17 protein-coding genes and 1 other annotated feature are annotated in these 22,733 nt (G+C 47.4%); of the genes, 16 read left to right on the plus strand and 1 reads right to left on the minus strand.

Annotated features, from left to right (window positions below; genetic code table 11):
* Positions 1 to 60 precede the first annotated feature (60 nt).
* Positions 61 to 340, plus strand: a binding site (T-box leader).
* Between the two features lie 61 nt (positions 341 to 401).
* Both ileS and AC3WU2_RS01695 read left to right on the plus strand, forming a co-directional pair.
* Positions 402 to 3,497, plus strand: coding sequence for an isoleucine--tRNA ligase (gene ileS / locus AC3WU2_RS01690; RefSeq protein WP_492450717.1), 3,096 nt, complete (start codon positions 402 to 404; stop codon positions 3,495 to 3,497).
* Between the two features lie 186 nt (positions 3,498 to 3,683).
* The gene (locus tag AC3WU2_RS01695; protein WP_245583798.1) at positions 3,684 to 3,959 is read left to right on the plus strand and encodes a DUF5665 domain-containing protein; all 276 of its coding nucleotides are present in this window, start codon (positions 3,684 to 3,686) and stop codon (positions 3,957 to 3,959) included.
* Positions 3,960 to 3,979: 20 nt separating this feature from the next.
* Here the strand turns inward: AC3WU2_RS01695 and AC3WU2_RS01700 are convergent, their stop codons facing one another.
* Complete coding sequence (locus tag AC3WU2_RS01700) at positions 3,980 to 4,723, minus strand: TraR/DksA C4-type zinc finger protein (RefSeq protein WP_018756660.1); 744 nt, start codon at positions 4,721 to 4,723, stop codon at positions 3,980 to 3,982.
* 211 nt (positions 4,724 to 4,934) lie between these two features.
* Here AC3WU2_RS01700 and lspA point away from each other — a divergent pair, with 211 nt between their 5' ends.
* The 14 genes from lspA to AC3WU2_RS01770 all read left to right on the plus strand — a co-directional run bounded on the left by lspA (position 4,935) and on the right by AC3WU2_RS01770 (position 22,732).
* Positions 4,935 to 5,426: a signal peptidase II gene (gene lspA, locus AC3WU2_RS01705; RefSeq protein ID WP_026263894.1), complete on the plus strand. Its 492-nt coding sequence runs from the start codon at positions 4,935 to 4,937 to the stop codon at positions 5,424 to 5,426.
* Positions 5,423 to 6,370: an RluA family pseudouridine synthase gene (locus AC3WU2_RS01710; RefSeq protein WP_492450721.1), complete on the plus strand. Its 948-nt coding sequence runs from the start codon at positions 5,423 to 5,425 to the stop codon at positions 6,368 to 6,370. The genes lspA and AC3WU2_RS01710 overlap by 4 nt, the downstream gene beginning before the upstream one ends.
* Positions 6,371 to 6,492: 122 nt before the next feature.
* Positions 6,493 to 7,746 carry an LL-diaminopimelate aminotransferase gene (locus tag AC3WU2_RS01715; RefSeq protein WP_492452149.1) on the plus strand — a complete coding sequence of 418 codons (1,254 nt, stop codon included), beginning with the start codon at positions 6,493 to 6,495 and terminating at the stop codon, positions 7,744 to 7,746.
* Positions 7,747 to 8,211: 465 nt separating this feature from the next.
* A complete protein-coding gene (pyrR, locus tag AC3WU2_RS01720) occupies positions 8,212 to 8,790 on the plus strand; it encodes a bifunctional pyr operon transcriptional regulator/uracil phosphoribosyltransferase PyrR (RefSeq protein WP_492450724.1) in 579 nt (192 codons plus the stop codon).
* On the plus strand, positions 8,787 to 9,698 hold the full coding sequence (locus tag AC3WU2_RS01725) for an aspartate carbamoyltransferase catalytic subunit (protein ID WP_492450727.1): 912 nt from the start codon (positions 8,787 to 8,789) through the stop codon (positions 9,696 to 9,698). The genes pyrR and AC3WU2_RS01725 overlap by 4 nt, the downstream gene beginning before the upstream one ends.
* 23 nt (positions 9,699 to 9,721) lie before the next feature.
* The gene (pyrC, locus tag AC3WU2_RS01730) at positions 9,722 to 11,002 is read left to right on the plus strand and encodes a dihydroorotase (protein WP_492450730.1); all 1,281 of its coding nucleotides are present in this window, start codon (positions 9,722 to 9,724) and stop codon (positions 11,000 to 11,002) included.
* Between the two features lie 104 nt (positions 11,003 to 11,106).
* Positions 11,107 to 12,237, plus strand: a complete 1,131-nt coding sequence (locus AC3WU2_RS01735) for a carbamoyl phosphate synthase small subunit (RefSeq protein ID WP_379342699.1) — start codon at positions 11,107 to 11,109, stop codon at positions 12,235 to 12,237.
* 1 nt (position 12,238) lies between these two features.
* The gene (carB, locus tag AC3WU2_RS01740; protein WP_492450734.1) at positions 12,239 to 15,460 is read left to right on the plus strand and encodes a carbamoyl-phosphate synthase large subunit; all 3,222 of its coding nucleotides are present in this window, start codon (positions 12,239 to 12,241) and stop codon (positions 15,458 to 15,460) included.
* 67 nt (positions 15,461 to 15,527) lie between these two features.
* Positions 15,528 to 16,256 carry an orotidine-5'-phosphate decarboxylase gene (gene pyrF, locus AC3WU2_RS01745; RefSeq protein WP_492450735.1) on the plus strand — a complete coding sequence of 243 codons (729 nt, stop codon included), beginning with the start codon at positions 15,528 to 15,530 and terminating at the stop codon, positions 16,254 to 16,256.
* Between the two features lie 2 nt (positions 16,257 to 16,258).
* Entirely contained in the window at positions 16,259 to 16,900 is a 642-nt protein-coding gene (gene pyrE / locus AC3WU2_RS01750; RefSeq protein ID WP_492450738.1) for an orotate phosphoribosyltransferase, read from the plus strand.
* A 258-nt stretch (positions 16,901 to 17,158) separates the two neighbouring features.
* Positions 17,159 to 17,956 carry an ABC transporter ATP-binding protein gene (locus AC3WU2_RS01755; protein WP_492450740.1) on the plus strand — a complete coding sequence of 266 codons (798 nt, stop codon included), beginning with the start codon at positions 17,159 to 17,161 and terminating at the stop codon, positions 17,954 to 17,956.
* Positions 17,922 to 19,004: an efflux RND transporter periplasmic adaptor subunit gene (locus AC3WU2_RS01760; protein ID WP_492450743.1), complete on the plus strand. Its 1,083-nt coding sequence runs from the start codon at positions 17,922 to 17,924 to the stop codon at positions 19,002 to 19,004. Before AC3WU2_RS01755 ends, AC3WU2_RS01760 begins: the two co-directional genes overlap by 35 nt.
* Complete coding sequence (locus AC3WU2_RS01765; RefSeq protein ID WP_492450745.1) at positions 19,004 to 21,844, plus strand: ABC transporter permease; 2,841 nt, start codon at positions 19,004 to 19,006, stop codon at positions 21,842 to 21,844. Before AC3WU2_RS01760 ends, AC3WU2_RS01765 begins: the two co-directional genes overlap by 1 nt.
* A gap of 3 nt (positions 21,845 to 21,847) precedes the next feature.
* Positions 21,848 to 22,732: an ABC transporter ATP-binding protein gene (locus AC3WU2_RS01770; RefSeq protein WP_492450747.1), complete on the plus strand. Its 885-nt coding sequence runs from the start codon at positions 21,848 to 21,850 to the stop codon at positions 22,730 to 22,732.
* Position 22,733: the final 1 nt, after the last annotated feature.

Raw genomic sequence — 22,733 nt, forward strand, 5'->3', positions numbered from 1 at the left:
GATGGGTTTGACAATTCGGAGCAAAGAGGATATATTATCTTGTAATATATTTTATAAAATGTATGTTCGTTGATGGGAACAGTATGTCAGATCCATGTTCACCAGAGAGTTGGCGGTCGGTGCAAGCCAGCGGACAGGATTGGCGGAAGATCATCCCGGAGAAGCGAAGCTGAACCGTATACCGAAGTAAGCTGAGCCGGTCTTTCCACCGTTAACAGGAACCTGCAGTGGTCTGAGTAATTCGGGTATTGCATGACGAAGGTGCCGTTCTGATGAATGCTGATTCATAGCACTCACAGACGGAACAAGGGTGGTAACGCGAGCGAACCTCGTCCCTTTTTGGGGATGGGGTTTTTTGGTGTTTATTTTTATTATCTGTAACGAAGAAAGGGTTGTAAGCCATGCGTAAAATTGATGTCAAAGAAAAGGCCCGCACACGTGAACTGCGTGTACTTGGCAAATGGAACGAAGAGCAGACATTTAAAAAATCAATCGAGAATCGTTCGGGTAAACCGAACTTCGTATTCTACGAAGGACCACCTACAGCGAATGGTAAGCCGCATATTGGACACGTATTGGGTCGCGTAATCAAAGACTTTATTGGCCGTTATAAGACGATGTCAGGTTACCGTGTTGTTCGTAAAGCAGGTTGGGATACACATGGGTTGCCGGTTGAACTTGGCGTAGAGAAGCAGCTTGGCATCTCCGGTAAGCAAGAGATCGAGAACTACGGTATCGAAGAATTCGTGAAGAAATGTAAAGCGAGTGTATTCGAGTATGAGAAGCAATGGCGTGAATTAACGGAAGGGATTGCATACTGGACAGATCTCGATCATCCGTACATTACGCTTGAGAACAATTATATTGAGAGCGTGTGGAACATTCTGTCCACGATTCACAAGAAAGGACTTCTCTACCGCGGACATCGCGTGAGCCCGTATTGCCCATGCTGTCAGACGACGCTGAGCTCTCATGAAGTGGCGCAAGGATATGAAGATGTGAAAGATCTATCGGCAACGGTGAAATTCAGATTGAAGGATCAAGAGGAAGCAATTCTCGCTTGGACGACGACACCTTGGACATTGCCTTCGAACGTAGCACTTGCTGTGAATCCGGAGATGGAATATGTCAAGGTGAAGCAGGACGGCGAAGTACTCATCGTAGCGAAGAACTTGGTAGAGAAAGCGATCAAGGGTGAATACGAAATCGTAGCAACCGTCCTTGGTTCCGATTTGGTTGGTCTCAAATATACGCCGCCAATGCCTTACGTTAGTGTTGAGAACGGTCATTTCGTGATCGCTGGAGATTTCGTTAGTGATACGAGCGGTACAGGGATTGTTCATATCGCACCAGCACACGGGGAAGATGACTATCGTGTATCCCGTCAGAACAATATCAGCATGCTGAATGTGGTGAACGCATCGGGTCGCTATACGGATGAAGTGACAGATTTTGCAGGACGTTTCGTGAAGGATTGCGATATTGATATCGTTAAAATGTTGTCGGAACGCGGATTGCTCTACTCCAAAGAGAAATATGAGCATAGCTATCCATTCTGCTGGCGTTGTAAATCACCACTCCTCTACTATGCGATGGAGAGCTGGTTCATTCAGACGACAGCGGTGAAGGATCAGTTGATCGCGAACAACAATGGTGTAGACTGGTACCCTGGTCATATCCGTGAAGGACGTTTTGGTAAATTCCTTGAGGACCTCGTGGATTGGAACATCAGCCGGAATCGTTACTGGGGTACGCCGCTTAACGTATGGGTATGTAATTCATGCCGTGGCGAATATGCACCGAACAGCCATGCAGACCTTCGCGCGAAATCGGTATCCCCGATTGCTGAAGATCTTGAATTGCATAAGCCTTACGTCGATGAAGTGAAATTACATTGCCCGCATTGTGATGGCGGCGTGATGGAACGGACTTCCGAAGTGATCGACGTATGGTTCGATAGTGGATCGATGCCGTTCGCACAGCATCATCATCCATTCGAGAATGAGAAGGAATTCGAAGAGCAGTACCCTGCAGATATGATCTGTGAAGGGGTCGACCAGACACGCGGTTGGTTCTACAGTTTGCTGGCTGTATCCACGTTGTATAACGGGAAAGCACCTTACAAAGCGGTTATATCGACGGGTCATATCCTAGATGAGAACGGTCAGAAGATGTCGAAGAGTAAAGGGAACGTTATCGACCCATGGGAAATCATCGACGAATTCGGAACAGATGCATTCCGTTGGGCGTTACTATCCGATAGTGCGCCTTGGAACACGAAACGCTTCTCGAAGCAAATCGTGGCTGAAGCGAAATCCAAAGTGATCGATACCATCGTGAATACACATGCATTCTTGGCGCTCTATGCCAATATTGATCAATATGATCCTGCAGCACACCCTGAGCGTTCGTCGCAGAACAAGTTGGATCGCTGGATCTTGTCCCGTTTGAACAGCTTAATGCAGCTCGTTAGCAAAGGGCTTGAAGTGAATGACTTCTTGAACCCTGCGAAAGCGATCGAGACTTTTGTGGATGAGATGAGTAACTGGTATATCCGTCGTTCGCGTGACCGCTTCTGGGGCAGCGAAATGACAGAAGATAAAATTTCAGCGTATCAAACGCTTCGTAACATACTCTTGAACCTGTCCTTACTCATCGCACCGTATGTGCCGCTCGTTGCGGAAGAAGTATACGGCAACCTTGGCGGTACGAAGGAAAGCGTGCATTTGGATGATTATCCGCAAGCGAATCCTGCGTTGATCGATGCACAGCTGGAGCAAGATATGGAGACGGCACGTCAAATAGTTGAGCTTGCGCGTAACGTTCGTAACGAGACGAGCATTAAGACGCGTCAACCGCTGTCCGAATTGATCGTATCGATGGATCGTGCATTTGACCTTGCGGGCTACGAAGCGATCATCAAAGATGAGATCAACGTCAAAGAAATCCGCATCGAGACAAGTGATAACGGCTTCGTCGACTTCAACTTGAAGCTGAACTTGAAAGTAGCGGGTAAGAAGTACGGTAAGAATGTTGGAGCAATCCAAGGGTACCTGAAGGGATTGGACGTAGCAGCTGCGCGTGACATTGTCGAGCAAGGTAAGTTAGCATTCGTCTCAGCAGAGGGCGATACGCTTGATATTACGAGTGGAGAGCTGCTGATTGAGAAGCAAGCCAAAGAAGGCTTTGCATCGGCTTCAGGCTATCAAATTACTGTCGCACTTAACACGGATATTACACCGGAATTGGAGCAAGAAGGTTGGGTACGCGAGGTCGTTCGTGCGATCCAAGACACACGGAAGAAGCTTGATCTACCTATCGAGAAGCGCGTAAATCTAACGTTACGTGTTGATGAGGAGCTCCAGGCTGCCATTACCGCATTCGAACATGTTCTTCGTGAGAATGTGTTGGTGGAAGAAGTTCAATTCGGTGAAGTTAGCGGTATGGAGAACGTGGAACTTGGTGAGAAATCCATAGGAATTCACATCGAGAAATAATTACCGGTTTTCCGGGCATAATGAAATAGCAAGCATGAAACAAAGGCGAGCTCAAGTTAGCGATTGAACATTCTGCTAGCGCTTGAGCTCGTTTTTTGTTTATTTTCATTATGGAGTGTGAGACGGTTGTCACGTGTCCAGAACGATGAGCAAGAATTAAATCACTTGGAGAAAATACTGGAAAAGATGCATTTGCAAATCGATGCGATTGCACAGAGCATGGAACAGGCGCGTATTGCGGAATATACAGAGCTGCTGCTCAAGCCTTGGCGGTTAATTTGGTTGAATGTTCTCTCGGGAATCGCGAAAGGGGTCGGGATTGCGATTGGATTTTCCGTATTCGCAGCAACGATCGTCTATATCCTGCAGTGGTTGAACCTATTGAATTTACCGATTGTTGGTGACTATATCGCTGATTTGGTTCGTGTAGTACAGCGACAACTCGAAGGAAAAACGTATTAGCACTGCAGGTGCTTAAATGACTAATCCTCGGTAACGACAATATCCGGTTCTAATAACGGCTCACCTTCGTGTTCTTCAAGGTACTTATGATACTGCTTGTTACGAACGACGGATACATTTTGGCCAAATATATCGGTTGCAATGAAGCTTTCGTAAGATTCGACGAAGCCATCCAATTCATCCGAAGCTTCAATAGCCATTTCATCATAATCATCAACATTGTTGCCTTCCGCCATCGCCGGTGTATTGGAGGTTCCCCAGCTCTCGACAATTTGCCAAGCATCCTCGCCGTCAAATCCATTCTGATCTTCTTGGTCATCGAGACTTGTTCGTCCGAATGGTGGATTGAGGAACTGCTCTTCGATCGGGCGATTCTCAGATAAGGCTTGTTCTGGCGAATGCTGGACACAATAGAGCGTATAAGGGATGGCCTGTAACCGGTCAAAAGGGATTGGTTTGCCGCATTCATGGCATATGCCATAATCGCCTTGCTCCATCTGTTCAAGCGCCATATTCACACGAGCTAACCGTCGTTCTTCATTTTCGAGCAGGGCGATGTCCTTACCGCGTTCGAACATTTCGGTACCGAGATCTGCAGGGTGGTTATCGTTGGTGGACAGCTCGCCTGTGTTGTCTCGCATAGACTCGGCTAATCCGAGGTGGCTGCTCTGATCGAGTCGTTGTTCAAGATCCTTTTTCATCCTGTGAAGGGCTTGTTGAAGTGATCTGAATTGGGAAGAAGATAAGTGCGATTTCTGTGACATCGGTAATACCAGCTCCTTAGTGAGAAGTGATCCCTTGCTCAGCTTAGCTATGATGAAGTTAGGTTGTGCGGGAAGCGGGTTTTTTAACGGCGGTAATTATTGTGCGGGGATATTGGACGATTACTTTTAGGCTATGCTACAATAACGAAGGACAAGAGAAGCCGACTCGCGGTGACTCGTGTCTATAGATCAGATCGGGGTGACTTACAAAGTGATTTATTTTCTAATCGGACTTATTGTGCTTATTCTAGACCAAGTAACGAAATGGATCATTGCTACGAAATTAACAATCGGGGATGAGATTAGTGTTATAGGGAACTTCTTTCTCATTACATCGCATCGGAATCGCGGTGCGGCATTCGGGATTTTGCAGGAGCAGCGTTGGTTCTTCCTGATTATTACCACAGTCGTCGTCTGCGCGATTGTCTGGTATATGCGCCACGTTCGTAAAACGGGCAGTGTAGCACTATTAACGGGTCTAGGTATGATTCTCGGAGGAGCGATCGGCAACTTTTGGGATCGTGCTCTGCATGGGGAAGTCGTCGATTTCTTATTATTTAACTTTGGTAGCTATTCGTTCCCAATTTTCAATATTGCAGATTCGGGTATCGTGATTGGGGTCATTCTGGTCTTAATCGATTCCTTATTCTTTAGCAAAGACAAAGAAAAAGAACTTCCGATACAAAGTGAGGAACAGCAATGAGTGAACAGCAAGAGCAAATGGGTTTAGAGGCTGACGTTCAGGAATGGACGGTAACCGCTGAAGATCATAAGGAACGTATTGATAAGTATATTACCGAGTCTATAGAAGATAATGTATCTCGTTCGCAGATCCAGCTCTGGATTCAGGATGGACATGCACTAGTCAATGGACGGGCAGTCAAATCGAATTATAAGTTGGCTGAAGGAGATCGTATTACCCTAACAATCCCTGAGGTATCGCCGGTGGATATTGTGCCGGAGGACATTCCATTAGATATTGCATATGAAGACCGTGATGTGGTCGTTATCAACAAACCCCGCGGTATGGTTGTTCATCCTGCGCCAGGGCATTCCTCAGGGACGGTCGTGAATGCATTAATGTATCACTGCAAGGATCTATCCGGGATTAACGGCGAGCTGCGTCCAGGTATCGTGCATCGGATTGATAAGGATACTTCAGGTCTGCTGATGGCCGCCAAGCACGATCAAGCGCATGCTTCATTAGCTGCTCAGCTTAAAGATCATTCCGTGACACGCAAATATATTGCCATTGTGCATGGGAATATTGCGCATGATCATGGGACGATCGATGCACCGATTGGACGGGATGCGGGCGATCGCAAGATGTACACCGTGACGGATAAGAACAGCAAGCATGCCGTAACGCATTTTCTCGTGCTTGAACGGTTCGGGGACTATACGATGGTTGAATTGAAGCTCGAGACCGGTCGTACGCATCAAATCCGTGTCCATATGAAATTTATCGGTCATCCGCTTGTCGGGGATCCAATGTATGGTCGCAGTAAAGGAATGCAAATGGACGGACAAGCCTTGCATGCAGCAGTTCTTGGGTTCGTGCATCCAATGACAGAGAAATACTTGGAATTTGAAGCGCCTTTACCAGCAGATATGGAGCATTTACTGGATCGGCTTCGCACGCGTTAACGAGAAAGTACAAATGTTCAGAAGAAAAATCCATTCCTTTTGGGATGGATTTTCTTCATTATTAGTCAGGAGTGAGGTATATGATAAGATACGAGTTTTTCTTTTAAAGGAGAGGTAAGATGATGACGATTGAACAATATCAAGAAACGTATATCCAGAAGAGCTTCGCAAGCCGTATTGGCGGTGAAAACTATGGTAAAGATACAGCAATTTATAAATTCGAGAAGATCAAGCGTGCTAAGGCCGCAGCAAGAAAAGCATTTCCAGATGTTGAACTCATTGACATGGGCGTAGGAGAACCGGACGAAATGGCGCCAGCAGGTATCGTGGCGAAACTCGCGGAAGAAGCGGCCAAGCCAGAAAACCGTGGTTATGCGGATAACGGGATCGCGGAGTTCAAAGAGGCAGCGGCTCGTTATTTGAAGAATGTATTCCAAGTGGAAGGCATTCATCCTGAGACGGATATCGTACACTCGATTGGATCAAAACCAGCGCTCGCTATGCTGCCTTCATGCTTCATTAATCCAGGTGACATCACGATTATGACTGTGCCGGGATATCCGATTTTAGGTACACATACGAAATATTTAGGGGGTGAGGTCTATACTGTACCGTTGTTGAAAGAGAACAATTTCTTGCCGAAACTAAATGAAATTCCGGAAGACATCGCGCGTCGTGCGAAGCTCCTATATTTGAACTATCCGAACAATCCAACGGGCGCGAGCGCTACAGTTGAATTCTTTACCGAAGTGGTCGGGTGGGCGAAGAAAAACGATGTTGTTGTCGTACATGATGCGCCGTATGCAGCTTTGACCTATGACGGATTGAAGCCGCTTAGCTTCTTATCTGTTCCAGGTGCGAAGGATGTAGGCGTGGAGCTTCATTCCCTCTCGAAATCGTATAACATGACAGGATGGCGGATTGGGTTCGTTGCAGGGAATCCATTGATTGTGAAAGCATTTAGCGATATAAAAGATAACAATGATTCCGGTCAATTTATCGCGATTCAAAAAGCGGCGGCATACGGGCTAGATAACCCGCAATTAACAGAAGAGATTGCTGCAAAGTATTCGCGTCGTCATGATCTGCTCGTTGCGGCATTGAATGAGATCGGATTCACAGCAAGCAAGCCAAAAGGCTCCTTCTTCTTGTATGTAGAGATGCCTAGAGGCATTAAAGGTGGACAGCAATTCGAGACAGCGGAGGACTTCTCACAGTACCTTATCCGTGAAAAACTAATCTCCACTGTACCTTGGACAGATGCAGGACACTTCGTACGTTTCTCGGTTACGTTCATTGCGAATGGCATCGAGGACGAGAAACGCGTGATTGAAGAAATCAAGCGCAGATTAACGGATGTTGAGTTTGAGTTTTAACTTAAATAAAAATCGAAAAATCAGCTTTTCAGTACCTAAGAGTTTTCGAAGAAAACTTGCTTCGTAAGTATAAGCTTAGATTGCGAGAACCCGAAGAATGAGGACACGAATGTAGGCGAAACCTACATGAGTACCGGAGTTCGAGGGTGAACGCAAGGTTCGATGTCGAAATCGCTTCCTGAGGAGCATCGTGATCAAAAGATGATTTTTCGACAACCATGTTGACAAGTGAATAGTAAAGTGGGATAATTCTTGTTAAATGAATAGCACCTTTAAATCAGTCCCGTGAGGCTGGCAAGGTAAACGTCTAAGAAGGATGATTCTACTGAATCGTCCGTCCTGTTCCGCGTATGAACAGACGGGTCGGTAGGGCATGCTTCTATATGAGAACGACTAACGACAACTCCTTGCTTTCGGGCAAGGAGTTTTTTTGTTGGGGTGCTAAGCGATGAAGGAGGCAGCGAAATGACGAATGCAGAGGAAATTGTCATTATGGATGAGACAGCGATCAGACGGGCATTAACTCGGATCGCCCATGAGATTCTGGAGAAGAACAAAGGCATTGAGAATTGTGTACTCGTCGGAATTCGGACGCGGGGCGTGTTCCTCGCAAGAAGGATTGCGGAACGAATCAGTGAGATCGAAGGTACGACAATCTCGATTGGTGAGCTCGATGTTACTTCTTATCGCGACGATCTCTTGAATGAAGATGGCGAGGCGAACACGAAGACAAGCGAGTCGAAGTTCCAAGAACCTCCGCAAGCATTCCCGATTCATAACAAAAAGATCATCCTGTTCGATGATGTGCTTTACACCGGACGCACGATTCGCGCAGCCATGGATTCGATCATGGACAAAGGAAGACCGCAATCGATACAACTCGCCGTCCTCGCAGATCGTGGACATCGCGAACTTCCGATTCGAGCGGATTTCGTAGGTAAGAACGTACCGACATCCAAAATGGAAGAAATCAGCGTTTCATTGCAAGAATATGACGGATTAGACCAAGTATCCATCATTCAACATAGGGGGTCATTCGAATGACATTAACAGCATCGAGCATTAAAGAACGCAGTTTGTTGGGATTACATGACTTAAGCAAGAACGAAATTGAATCCATCCTAGACCGGGCGGCATATTGGGAAGCCCAGCCTAACAAACTGAACCCCGTGTTGAAAGATCACTTTGTTGCAAATATGTTTTTTGAGAATAGTACGAGAACACGGTTTTCCTTCGAAATGGCTGAGAAACGTCTTGGTGCACAAGTGCTGAACTTCGCAGCAGCGGCATCGAGCATGGAGAAAGGCGAATCCATCTACGATACGGTACGGACCCTTGAGTCGATGGGCATTGATGCAGGCGTCATTCGCTTGAAGCCGATCGGTGTTCTCCCGCAATTGGCTGCGAAATTGAGCATCCCGCTCATTAATGCAGGGGATGGCAACAACGAGCATCCAACGCAAGCATTACTCGACTTGTACACGATGCGTAAGCAATTCGGTAGCCTACAAGGTTTGAATGTATCGATCATCGGAGACATTCAGCACAGCCGTGTAGCACGCTCGAATCTGTGGGCATTGAAGAATTTCGGAGCTACAGTGAACTTCTGCGCACCAGAAAGCATGCAAGCACCTGAACTTGCTGAGCATGCAACGTATGTATCGATGGAAGAAGCGCTACAAGCAGATGTGGTCATGATGCTTCGCGTACAACTTGAGCGTCACACGAACCGCATGATGAAGTTCGCGGATGACTACCGTGAACAGTATGGATTGACGGTCGAGCGCGCAGCCCGCATGAAACAGCATGCCATCATCATGCACCCAGCACCAGTAAATCGTAACGTTGAAATTGATGATGAACTTGTAGAATGTGAGACTTCACGGATCTTCCCGCAAATGTCGAACGGCGTACCGATTCGCATGGCGGTTATGGAACGGGCATTTAAATAGAAGCAGAGGGGACGGGTTGACAGATGGGATTGATCATTAAGAACGCAAACGTATTGAATGCAGCAGGAGAATTGGAACTAAAGGATATTACGATTGAAGATAACCGGGTAACCGGAATCATAGATGCAGGATCAGAGGTTGAAGTAAGCGGTGAAGTCATCGATGCAGCGGGCAAACTGGTTGCCCCTGGATTTATCGACATGCATGTGCATTTAAGAGAGCCAGGATTTGAACATAAAGAAACGATTGCGACGGGAACACGTTCCGCAGCAAAAGGCGGGTACACGACAATCGCATGCATGCCAAATACACGCCCAGTCATCGATACACCTGAGACGATCAAATTGGTCCTCGATAAAGCTGCGACAGAAGGTATCGTCCGCGTACTGCCTTATGCAGCGATCACGAAGAATGAATTAGGTCGCGAGTTAACAGACTTCGCAGCGCTCAAAGAAGCGGGTGCCATCGGATTTACAGATGATGGTGTCGGCGTACAGAACGCACAAATGATGAAGGATGCGATGACCTTAGCGGCTTCCATGAATATGCCGGTCATCGCGCACTGTGAAGATGAATCTCTTGTGGTTGGCGCGGCAGTGAATGAAGGAACTTTTGCGAAGAAACATGGTCTGAAAGGCATTCCGAATGAATCCGAGGCGATTCATGTTGGTCGCGACTGCTTACTAGCTGAAGCAACAGGCGTACACTATCATGTGTGCCACGTGAGTACAGAGCAATCGATTCGCTTGATTCGCCAAGCGAAGCAGTTCGGTGTGAAAGTAACCGCTGAGGTATGCCCGCATCACCTCTTGTTGTCGGAAGAAGATATTCCGAGTATGGATGCGAACTGGAAGATGAACCCGCCACTTCGTTCTCCGCGTGATGTACAAGCTTGTATCGAAGCGCTGGAAGATGGAACAATCGACATGATCGTTACGGATCATGCACCGCATAGCCAAGAAGAGAAAGCCAAAGGGATGCAGCTCGCACCATTCGGAATCGTAGGATTTGAGACGGCTTTCCCACTGCTATATACGAAATTCGTCGCAACAGGCAAATGGACATTAGACTTCCTCGTAAAACGTATGACTGCGGATCCAGCACGAGTATTCGGACTTGAGACAGGGAAACTTGAAATTGGAGCCATCGCAGATATTACGATCGTAGATTTAGAGTCTGAGCAAGCCGTAAATCCAGAGACATTCTTATCCAAAGGACGCAATACGCCATTCACAGATTGGCAATTAAAAGGTTGGCCTGTAGCGACAATCGTCGATGGTAAGCTGGTTTGGTCAGCAGAATAATAAATTTTTCATAAATATAGCTCGTATGTAGCTATGCATAAGTATGCAAAATAAAGTATAATTATCATGTTAGGTTTTATTTTACTCGAAGGGTTGTGTTACGAATGCAAGCAAGATTGTTGTTAGAAGACGGCACACTGTTTACTGGGAAAGCATTTGGTGCAGAGGGACAGTCGACAGGTGAGGTTGTATTTAATACAGGGATTACAGGGTACCAAGAGGTTATTTCTGACCCATCCTACTGTGGACAAATCGTTACTATGACACATCCATTGATCGGAAACTACGGGATTACACGTGACGATTTCGAGTCCATCCGTCCATACATTCATGGCTTCGTCGTACGCCGTCATGAGCCGGTGCCTAGTAACTGGCGTGCACAATATACGTTAGATTCTTTATTGAAAGAGTACGGCATTGTGGGGATCAGCGAGATTGATACACGGATGTTGACACGTATCCTACGTAATCACGGAACAATGAAAGGAATTCTGACAACGGGTAATATGCCTGTAGAAGAGTTGAAAGAAATGTTAGGTGTGTCTGAGATGATGCGCGACCAAGTGGCACGTACTTCGACCAAAGGTTCCTTTAGCAGCCCTGGCGACGGCGAGCGTATCGTATTGATCGACTATGGCGCGAAGAGCGGGATCTTACGCGAGTTAACGAAACGCGGATGTGATGTGGTGGTTGTGCCTCACGATACAACAGCAGAAGAAATTCGCAGACTGAAACCAGACGGTATTCAATTGTCTAACGGCCCTGGGGACCCGAAAGATGTACCGCATGCCGTTGCAACGATTAAGGAATTGCTTGGTGAGTACCCAATCTTCGGCATTTGCTTAGGACATCAATTGTTCGCACTCGCTTGCGGCGCAGATACGACACGACTTAAGTTCGGTCACCGTGGTGGTAACCATCCGGTTAAAGAGCTTGCATCGAACCGCTGCTTCATTACTTCGCAGAATCACGGCTATACGGTGCTTGAGGACTCCATTATCGGTACAGAGCTCGAAGTGACACACATCAATAACAACGATAAGTCCATTGAAGGATTAAAACATAAGAAATACCCAGTATTCACGGTTCAATACCATCCGGAAGCTGCACCAGGACCTTACGATAACAGCTACTTGTTCGATCAATTCATTGAGATGATCCGTGAACATAAAGCTGCAAATCCAAAGGCACCTCGTCAAGCTGAAATCGTCGCTGCCATGAAAGGAGATCTATAATATGCCTAAAAATACTGAACTGAAGAAGATTCTCGTCATTGGTTCCGGTCCGATTGTGATCGGGCAAGCAGCAGAGTTCGACTATGCTGGTACACAAGCTTGTCAAGCACTTAAAGAAGAAGGTCTCGAAGTTGTCTTGATCAACAGTAACCCAGCCACCATCATGACAGATACGAACATGGCTGATAAAGTATACATCGAGCCGATTACGCTTGAATTCGTAACGCAGATTATTCGTCAAGAGCGTCCAGATGGATTGCTTCCAACGCTTGGCGGACAGACAGGTCTGAACATGGCGGTTGAACTTGCGAAGGCAGGCGTACTTGAGCGCGAGAACGTGAAATTGCTCGGTACACAGCTGACAGCGATTGAGAAAGCGGAAGATCGTGACTTGTTCCGCGACTTAATGCGTGAGCTTGAGCAGCCTGTGCCTGAGAGTGTAATCGTAACTTCAGTGCAAGAAGCTGTTGATTTCGCAAATGAAATCGGCTACCCGATCATCGTTCGTCCTGCTTATACACTCGGCGGTACAGGCGGCGGGATTTGTGCGAATGAAGAAGAACTGCTTGAGACGGTTGCTTCAGGGATTCGTTACAGCCCTATCAACCAATGTCTCATCGAGAAAAGTATTGCAGGAATGAAAGAAGTCGAATACGAGGTTATGCGTGATGCGAACGACAACTGTATCGTCGTATGTAACATGGAGAACTTCGACCCGGTTGGCGTACATACCGGCGATAGTATCGTCGTTGCGCCAAGCCAAACCTTGTCTGACCGTGAATATCAAATGCTGCGTTCCGCATCGCTTAAGATCATTCGAGCATTGAATATTGAAGGCGGATGTAACGTGCAGTTCGCGCTAGACCCGCACAGCTTCCAATACTATGTCATTGAAGTAAATCCGCGTGTCAGCCGTTCTTCGGCACTCGCTTCCAAAGCTACGGGCTACCCGATTGCGAAGATGGCAGCGAAAATCGCAGTAGGTTATACATTAGATGAACTTATTAACCCGGTTACGGGCCAAACTTATGCATGCTTCGAGCCAACACTGGACTACATTGTAACGAAGATTCCACGTTGGCCGTTCGATAAATTTATCTCCGCGAACCGTAAACTCGGCACGCAAATGAAAGCAACAGGCGAAGTCATGGCGATTGGCCGGACATTCGAAGAATCGATTCACAAAGCAGTTCGTTCCCTGGAGATCGGTGTGAACCGCATCTACTTGAAGGATGCTGAGACGCTGGATGAAGCAACGCTGAACCTACGTCTTGAGAAGCCGGACGATGAGCGTATGTTCTTGGTGGCAGAAGCTTTCCGCAGAGGCTACACGCTGCAGCAAATCCAAGACTTAACAAAAATCGACTGGTGGTTCCTTGATAAAATCGAAGGTATTGTGAAGTTCGAAGCGTTGATCGCACAAGAGACGAACCTCAGCTACGAGACTTTGTATGAAGCGAAACGCAAAGGCTTAACAGACCGTTCGATCGCAGAGATCAGACGCAACGCGAACCCTGAGCTGTCGATGACGCAAGAAGCAGATGTACGCAGCTTCCGTCTTGAGCACAACTTGAAGCCTGTATACAAAATGGTTGATACGTGCGCAGCAGAGTTCGAAGCGACAACACCTTACTACTATTCAACGTATGAGACAGAGAACGAAGTGATCGAGACGCCAAAAGAGAAGATCGTCGTACTTGGATCAGGTCCAATCCGGATTGGTCAAGGGATTGAGTTTGACTACTCGACAGTACATGCGGTATGGGCGATCCAAAGTGCAGGTTACGAAGCTGTCATCATCAATAATAACCCAGAGACCGTATCGACAGACTTTAATACATCTGACCGACTCTACTTCGAGCCGTTGTTCTTCGAAGATGTGATGAACGTAATCGAGCAAGAGAAACCGATTGGCGTTATCGTACAATTCGGTGGCCAGACGGCAATCAACTTGGCAGCACCGCTATCGAAAGCTGGCGTGCGCATCCTAGGAACAAGCTTAGAGAGCATTGATGAGGCGGAAGACCGTAAGAAATTTGAAGCCCTTCTGTCCCGCTTAAATATTGCACAACCACAAGGCAGCACAGTTACTTCGGTAGACGAAGCTGTAACCATCGCGCAAGGTCTTGGTTACCCGGTACTCGTACGTCCATCTTACGTCCTTGGCGGCCGTGCGATGGAAATCGTATACTCCGATGAAGAATTGCTCGGCTATATGGAGCAAGCGGTGAAGATCAACCCAGACCATCCGGTCTTGATCGACCGCTATATGTTAGGTAAAGAAGTGGAAGTTGACGCCATCTGTGACGGCGAGACGGTATTGATTCCGGGGATTATGGAGCACATCGAACGCGCAGGGGTTCACTCCGGTGACTCGATTGCGGTGTATCCACCACAACATTTAGCGCCACACTTGAAACAACAAGTGATTGATATTACAATCAAGATTGCCAAAGAGCTGAAAACGATCGGATTGGTCAACATCCAGTTCGTCATCTTCAAAGATCAAGTGTATGTGATCGAGGTGAACCCGCGCTCATCCCGTACGGTACCGTTCCTAAGCAAAGTAACGAGCATCCCAATGGCGAATCTCGCAACGAAGGCGATTCTCGGAACGAAGCTTGCGGATCTTGGTTACGTCGATGGATTATGGCCGGAAGATGACTATGTATCGGTAAAAGTGCCGGTATTCTCCTTCGCGAAATTGCGCCGTGTTGAACCAACCCTTGGACCGGAAATGAAGTCGACAGGGGAAGTTATGGGCCGCGATGTGAATTATGCAAAAGCATTGTACAAAGGTCTTGTGGGATCTGGCATGCGTATCCCACCAACAGGTGCGATCATCGCAACGGTAGCGGATAAGGATAAAGATGAAGCGGTTGAGATTCTACGCGGCTTCTACAATATGGGCTACAAAATCATTGCAACAGGCGGAACGGCAGCAGCGCTTGAAAATGCTGGTATGATCGTAACGAACGTGAACAAGCTAAGCGAAGGCACACCGAACATCCTGGATATGATTCGTAATGGACAGGCGCACTTTGTTGTCAATACATTGACGAAAGGGAAGACCCCTGAACGTGATGGATTCCGGATTCGCCGCGAAGCGGTTGAGAACGGTGTGGTATGTATGACATCGCTAGATACGGTTAGCGCATTGCTAGAGATGCTCGAGTCAATCAATTTCTCAACTCGCAGCATGCCAGCATTCCACGGTCAATAAGATCAGCCTTGATCAGCAGTTCGAAGATGAATGATCGAAATAAAAACAAGGAGGAGAGCCGTAAACGATGAGTCATCGAGATGAAGTAGCAGGTCGCATTATGGTCGCGCTCGATTATCCGAAAGCGTCAGAGGCGCGTGAGCTATTACAACAATTACAGGGTATTCCTTGTTATATGAAGGTGGGCATGCAGCTCTATTATGCTGAAGGCCCTGCATTCGTGCGCGAGCTGAAGGAACTAGGCTACAAAGTATTCCTAGATTTGAAATTGCACGATATTCCGAACACGGTAAAGAGCGGTGCGAACAGTATTACGAAGCTTGGCGTGGACATGATTAATGTCCACGCAGCAGGCGGCGTAGAGATGATGGCTGCGGCTATGCAAGGTGTGAATGAAGCATTAGAAGAGAACCCTGCATTAGACAAGCCTATCGTCATCGCTGTGACACAGCTTACTAGTACAAGCCAAGACATGCTGAACAACGAGATAGGCATCGCGGGATCGGTCGCAGATTCCGTTGTTAGTTATGCCAAATTCACGAAGCAAGCGGGCCTTGACGGAGTCGTGGCTTCACCGCTAGAAGTGGAAATGATCAAGGAAGCTTGCGGCAGCGACTTCAAGACGATTACCCCTGGCATTCGTCCTGCGGGCAGTGCGCTTGGTGATCAGACGCGTGTCATGACACCGAAGCAAGCTTTTGAACAAGGGACAGATTTTGTTGTTATCGGTCGTCCGATTACGACCGCTGCGAACCCTAGAGAAGCGATTGAGAACATTATTGAGGAGCTGATTTGAACGTGATTACTTTGGAACAAATCCCTGCACAAATTGCGAAGCATCTATTAACAATTGAGGCGGTGGCTTTGCGGCCGAATCAGCCGTTCACGTGGACTTCAGGTATCAAATCGCCAATCTACTGCGACAATCGCTTGACGATGTCCTTCCCGGAAATCCGCGAGACGATTGCCGAAGGATTCGCAGCCATCATTCGTGCGAAGTATCCGGATGCAGAAGTCATTGCAGGAACTGCAACAGCTGGTATTCCGCATGCTGCATGGGTAGCACAGAAGTTGAACCTGCCGATGGCATACATTCGTGACAAAGCCAAAGGTCACGGCAAAGAGAACTTGATCGAAGGTGTGATCAAGCCAGGTCAGAAGGTTGTAGTGATCGAGGACTTGATCTCTACCGGCGGAAGTTCGCTCAAAGCAGCGGTTGCTGTGAAGGAAGCAGGTGCAACGCCGCTTGGCGTCCTCGCGATTTTCAGCTATCAATTAGATAAAGCGACAACAGCTTTTGAAGAAGCTGGGATTCCACTTCAGACATTGTCCAACTATACGGCACTCATGGATGTGGCGGTAGAGCTTGGCTATGTACAAGCGGAAGATCTAGCGACATTAAAAGCATGGCGTGAAGATCCGACTTCGTTCGGTAAATAAGATTCGACTTTTAAATGAAGAGCCAAATGACTATGTAGCTTATAGTTATTTTGGCTCTTTTTGTCGTTGTTACCGATCACGGACGTGCTCTGCGACGTTTTTTTCACTTTCTACTTTATGGAAAAAACATTAAACTTTTGTCTATAATTATGAAAATAAGTTAATTGATTTGTAACTTTTTGCTAGGTCATATCGTTTATAATTCAGGAGTAATCCATCCTTGGGTCAATAATAGTCAAAGGGGGAGCGGGCAATATTATGGCTTGGTTCCGAAAACGATCTGTAGACACACCGGACATAACAACGGACACCGCATCAGAATACATAGAAAATGTAGAAGAAATAGTAGAACGATCTGAGGAACCGCCTGCTAGATTGCTAGATACGGAGCCTATTCTCGTCGTGAATCAAGTGGAACGCTTTTTTCCTGTAGGGAATCAGCAATTGCATGTCCTGAAAGGCATCCAAATGGAGGTGCTACCAGGACAACTCGTCATGCTTAAAGGAAGATCGGGTTCGGGGAAAACAACGCTGTTGAACATTCTAGGAGGGCTTGACCAGCCTTCATCGGGCGAAGTTTTTTTCCGCGGAAACCCATTCCACAAGTGGGATGATGATAAACGTACACTAGCGCGTCGAATGGATATCGGCTTTATCTTTCAGGCGTTTGCACTCATGCCATTGTTATCTGCTTGGGAGAATGTTGAGCTGTCGCTTCGTATGGCAAATGTGCCGAAGAATGAATGGAAGAGCCGCGTCGAGCATTGTCTCGATCTTGTTGGGCTGTCCAGTCGTATGCATCACCGCCCATTTGAGCTATCAGGGGGAGAACAGCAGCGTGTTGCGATTGCGAAGGCGATTGCACACCGTCCGCGACTCTTACTCGCTGATGAGCCGACGGCGGAGCTAGACTCCCAGATGGGAGCACAGATTATGGCCGTATTTAGAAACATTATTCGAACTGAACAAGTGTCAATATGTATGACGACACACGATCCTACAATTTTGGAGGTTGCGGACCATGTCTATGAAATGGTTGACGGGAAATTCATCTAAATCAGGGAGGAGGCTTCGCCAGATTCTACTTGTATCTCTCTGTGGAGCAATGATGATGACGGCAGGCTGTTCTTTACTTCCGAAGGAAGATACAGAGGAAGTATTGCCGACCATTACACCGCCGAAAATCTCCCAAAAACCGGAGTATGAAGTAACCAAGGGGACGATTGAAACCAAGGTAACAGCAAGCGGTAGATTAATGTCTCAGCAAGAAGAGACGATGTTCTTCACAGCAGATGGCAAACGCATCAAGAATGTCCTAGTCAAGAACGGAGACAAAGTGACACAAGGTCAAGTACTCGTCGTTCTGGATATGGAGGATATGCAGAAGGATCTTCGGAAGAAGAAACTCGCGTTCCGTAAAGACGAGATCAATATGAAAGAAACGCTTCGTCAGAAAGATCAAATGGATCCGGTTGAATTCGAACAGGCTTCGATCGTATTCGAAGAGAGTCGCCAAGCGATTACGGATCTCGAGAATGAAATTGCAAAAGGGACGCTGGTCGCTCCATTTAGCGGAACGATCGTCTCATTGAACGCAGAGAAGGGTTCGTTGGTCAAGGCTTATGACCCGATTGCGATCATCGCAGATACGTCCCGTCTTGCTGTAGCAGCATCCGTTACGAAAGATGACTTGAAGCAAGTTGCTGTCGGTATGGAAGTGAACGTAGATATTAATACGGTTGGCAAGACGCTCAAAGGTAAAGTAAAGCAGTTGCCCCAAACGAAGGAAGATTCAGGCAATGGTGGACCAGGTGGAGGCCAGAAGCCAGAGAAGATGGAAGACTTCCTTCTCGTTCAGCTGGATAATATGCCAAAAGGGTTAACTCGAGGCACACCGCTGAGTATTGCTGTTATTACGCTGCGTCGAGATAATGTCGTGACCATTCCGCAATCTGCACTGCGTTCCATCGGTTCCCGGACGTATGTTCAAGTTGTAGATGAGAATGGGAAGCGGGAAGTCGACGTTGAAGTCGGACAACAGTCAACAACGGATGTGGAAATCGTGAAAGGCCTTACCCCAGGACAGAAAGTAGTGGGTCGCTAATGGGTATTCCACTGCTTCGATTCTTGTTCCGCAAAATGTGGAACACCCGTTGGATGACGCTAAGCACGCTGCTAGGTCTTGTTGTTGCGGTATCCTTCACGGTGAGTATTCCGATGTATGCGGACGGTTCGCTCAAGCGCGTTGTGGCGAAGTCACTCCAAGAGAAGAGCGACGGTCTGCCTGCCGGATCGCTATTGTTGAGATATCAAGCACCAGGCGGTACGAAGACGGATATCAATTCACTAAAGTCAGTTGATGATTTTATTCGCGATCAGGTTCCAATTGAGATTGGGTTCCCGCATCAAGTCTATGTCAGCAACAAAGGAATCCGGGCAACGGAAATATCACCTGTTGATCCAACGAAGGTAGATACGAGCCGTGTCCGTACAATGGGATTAGGATCGCTGACGGGTCTTCAAGACAAGACGGAAATTGCGCTAGGTAAGATGTATTCCGATTCGCATGATGGGGATACCGTTGAAGCGGTAATTCTCGATGAGGCGATGTACCGGAACGATCTGCATGTTGGCGATGTATTCGAATATCCCGTATATAGCGGTCTGGATCTCGTGCTGAAGGTGAAGATTGTCGGTACGGTGAAGGCCAAGGATGATACGGATGCTTACTGGTATCAAGGGCAAGAAAGCCTCATGAACACGTTCTTTATCAGTGACAAGGTATTTAATGATTATATTCTCAAAGAATCCAAAGTACCGTTAAATCAAGCAAGCTGGTACTATGCATTTGATCTGCGGGAAGTGAAGACGAGCCAGCTGACGCCCCTTGGCAATACGCTTGATCGTCTCAAAATTGAACTCTACCAACATCTGAAAGATACGAAGATGGAAATGTCCTTTGCCGATGTGCTGGATGAATTTAAGGTTCAAAGTCTGCAGCTTCAGACCTTGCTCTTCACGCTAGCGGCGCCAATGATCGCGATGGTCTTCTACTTCATTGCGATGAATGCAAGGCAGGCACTGGATAAGCAGCGCAGCGATATTGCGGTATTACGAAGCCGCGGGGCGGGCACAAGGCAGATTTCAATGATGTATCTTATTGAAGGGGTATTCCTCGGAATCATCGCGCTGATTATCGGGCCTTTCGTCGGATGGTTCATGGCTAAGAGTATCGGTTCTGCGAATGGATTCTTAACTTTCGTAGATCGGCAATCCATTCCTGTCGGACTGAACTCGCAGGCGATAATATACGGTGCAGTTGCCGTGTTGATCGCAATTATCGCGAGCGTTATCCCGGCGGTTGTATTTGCCAGAGCTTCGATTGTAAGTTATAAGCAGAAGCTGGCGCGGTCGGATCAGAAGCCTTTCTGGCAGCGTTGGTATCTTGATGTTGTCTTGTTGGGAATTTCAGGTTACGGCTATTACATGTTCAACCAAAGACAGCTATTAACCTTCCAAACCGGGATGACGACGGACCAATTACAAGTGAATCCGTTCCTGTTCTTCGTTCCGGCGTTATCGATTTTTGCATTTGGTTTGTTCTTCTTGCGTTTATTCCCATGGATCTTACGGTTCGTGACATGGATAGCGAAAAAAGTGCTCCCGGTACCGCTGTACTTGACGATCACACAGCTCTCCCGTTCAGCGACCTCGTATTACCCGCTCATGATCTTGTTGATTCTAACGCTCGGACTTGGGGTGTACAATGCATCTGCAGCACGAACGATCGATACGAACTCGACAGAACGTACTTTGTATAAATACGGTGCAGACGTGATTATACAAGCGGTGTGGGAAGGTTATTCGGAAGTGAATCCGGATGATCAGAAGAATGGCGGCGGTGGAAAAGGCGGTCAGCCTGGGCAAGGCCAGAAGCCAAGTAAGATCATTTATAATGAACCTCCATTCGAAGTATTCAAGCATTTGAAGGGAGTCCAGGCGGCGACTCGTGTGCTGGAGACCAAGGGCAGTGTAAGTGTGTCAGGGACATCGATCGGTAATGGGAATATTCTTGGAATCGACAATGTAGATTTCTCCAAAGTCGCATGGTTCCGCAACGACTTGTTCCCTGTTCATCCGTTCAATTATTTGAACCTGCTGGGCTCTTATGAGAACGCGGTGATTATTCCTGATAATGTAGCGAAAAAGTATCAGATCAAACCAGGCGATGTTGTCAACATCTCGCTTCAGAATCAGCCAATCGAATTTGTGGTTGTAGGCGTTCTGCCATATTGGCCGACGCAATATCCGAAGCAGACGCCGTTCTTCATTACGAATCTGGACTATATCTATGACCAAGTACCGCTCATTCCGTACAAAGTGTGGTTGAAAATGGAGCCGAAGGCACTCGTTGCACCGATCATCGATGAATTAGCGAAGAACAACATCGAGCTTGCGACGCTCGATGATGTGCGGACAGAACTTGTGAAGCAGAATAAGCATCCACAGCGCGGCGGCGTATTCGGAATTCTAAGTCTGGGGTTCCTCGTATCAGTCATTATTTCATTAATCGGGTATTTATTATTTTGGTTTTTCAACCTATCGGGACGCGTCGTTCAGTTTGGCGTACTGCGTGCGATGGGACTATCAAGGAAGCAGTTGACGGGGATGCTCCTCTTAGAGCAGATTTTCACAGCAGGACTGTCCATTGTGCTCGGGGTATTAATCGGTAAGTTATCCAGTATTCTGTTCTTGCCATTCCTGCAGACGACGGAAAATGTGAATATGCAGGTTCCTCCGTTCCGAATTGTATTCGAGAATAAGGATACGACGCAGTTGTACATTGTTGTAGGCGTTATGATGGTAACCGGGGCTGCACTCTTGTTCATGCATATCCGTCGATTACGCGTGCATCAAGCCGTCAAAATGGGAGAGGAGCGTTAAACGATGATTCATTGCGAAGGACTTGTCAAAATTTTTAAGACGGATGATCTGGAAGTCGTTGCGCTCCAAGGCTTGAATATATCCGTGAAGGAAGGCGAGATGATGGCGATCATCGGGAATAGTGGCAGCGGGAAATCGACGATGCTCAATATTCTCGGTGGGCTGGATCGCCCTTCAGCGGGCCAAGTTCGCGTCGGCGAGTGGGATTTGCTCAAGATTACAGATGATCAGCTCGTAGAGTATAAACGTAATACGGTCGGGTTCATCTGGCAGAATAATGCGCGGAACTTGCTCCCTTATCTAACAGCGATTGAGAATGTGGAGATGCCGATGATGCTCAGCGGGAAGGTAGACCGCGCCTATGCGAAGCAATTGCTTGAATGGGTCGGTCTGAAAGACCGGATGTATAACAAGCTGCATCAGCTCTCCGGGGGGGAACAGCAGCGTGTGGCGATTGCGATCTCGCTCTCGAATCGTCCACGGCTTCTGCTGGCCGATGAACCGACAGGTTCTGTGGATACGCAGACCTCGGATAGCATTATGGGGATTTTCCGGAGGTTGAATCAAGAGCTGGGCGTAACGATCGTTATCGTAACCCATGATTTATCGCTCGCTGAGAAAGTCGATCGTGTAGTAGCCATTCGGGATGGTCTGACAAGTACGGAGTTCATCAAACGGAATCCGAATTTGGATCAAGATGAAGAGGCACTGCTCAAGGGTCAAGGCGGACTTCAGGAGATTCATGAAGCGTACGTGGTTGTAGACCGGGTTGGACGTTTGCAGGTGCCTAAAGAGTACTTGCAAGCTCTGCAAATTAAAGATAAAGCATCAATGGAGTTCGATGGGGATCAGATTATTATTCGGTCACCCAAATCATTGGAGGGATAAT

This window comes from Paenibacillus sp. EB106-05-06-XG162, from assembly GCF_058791655.1.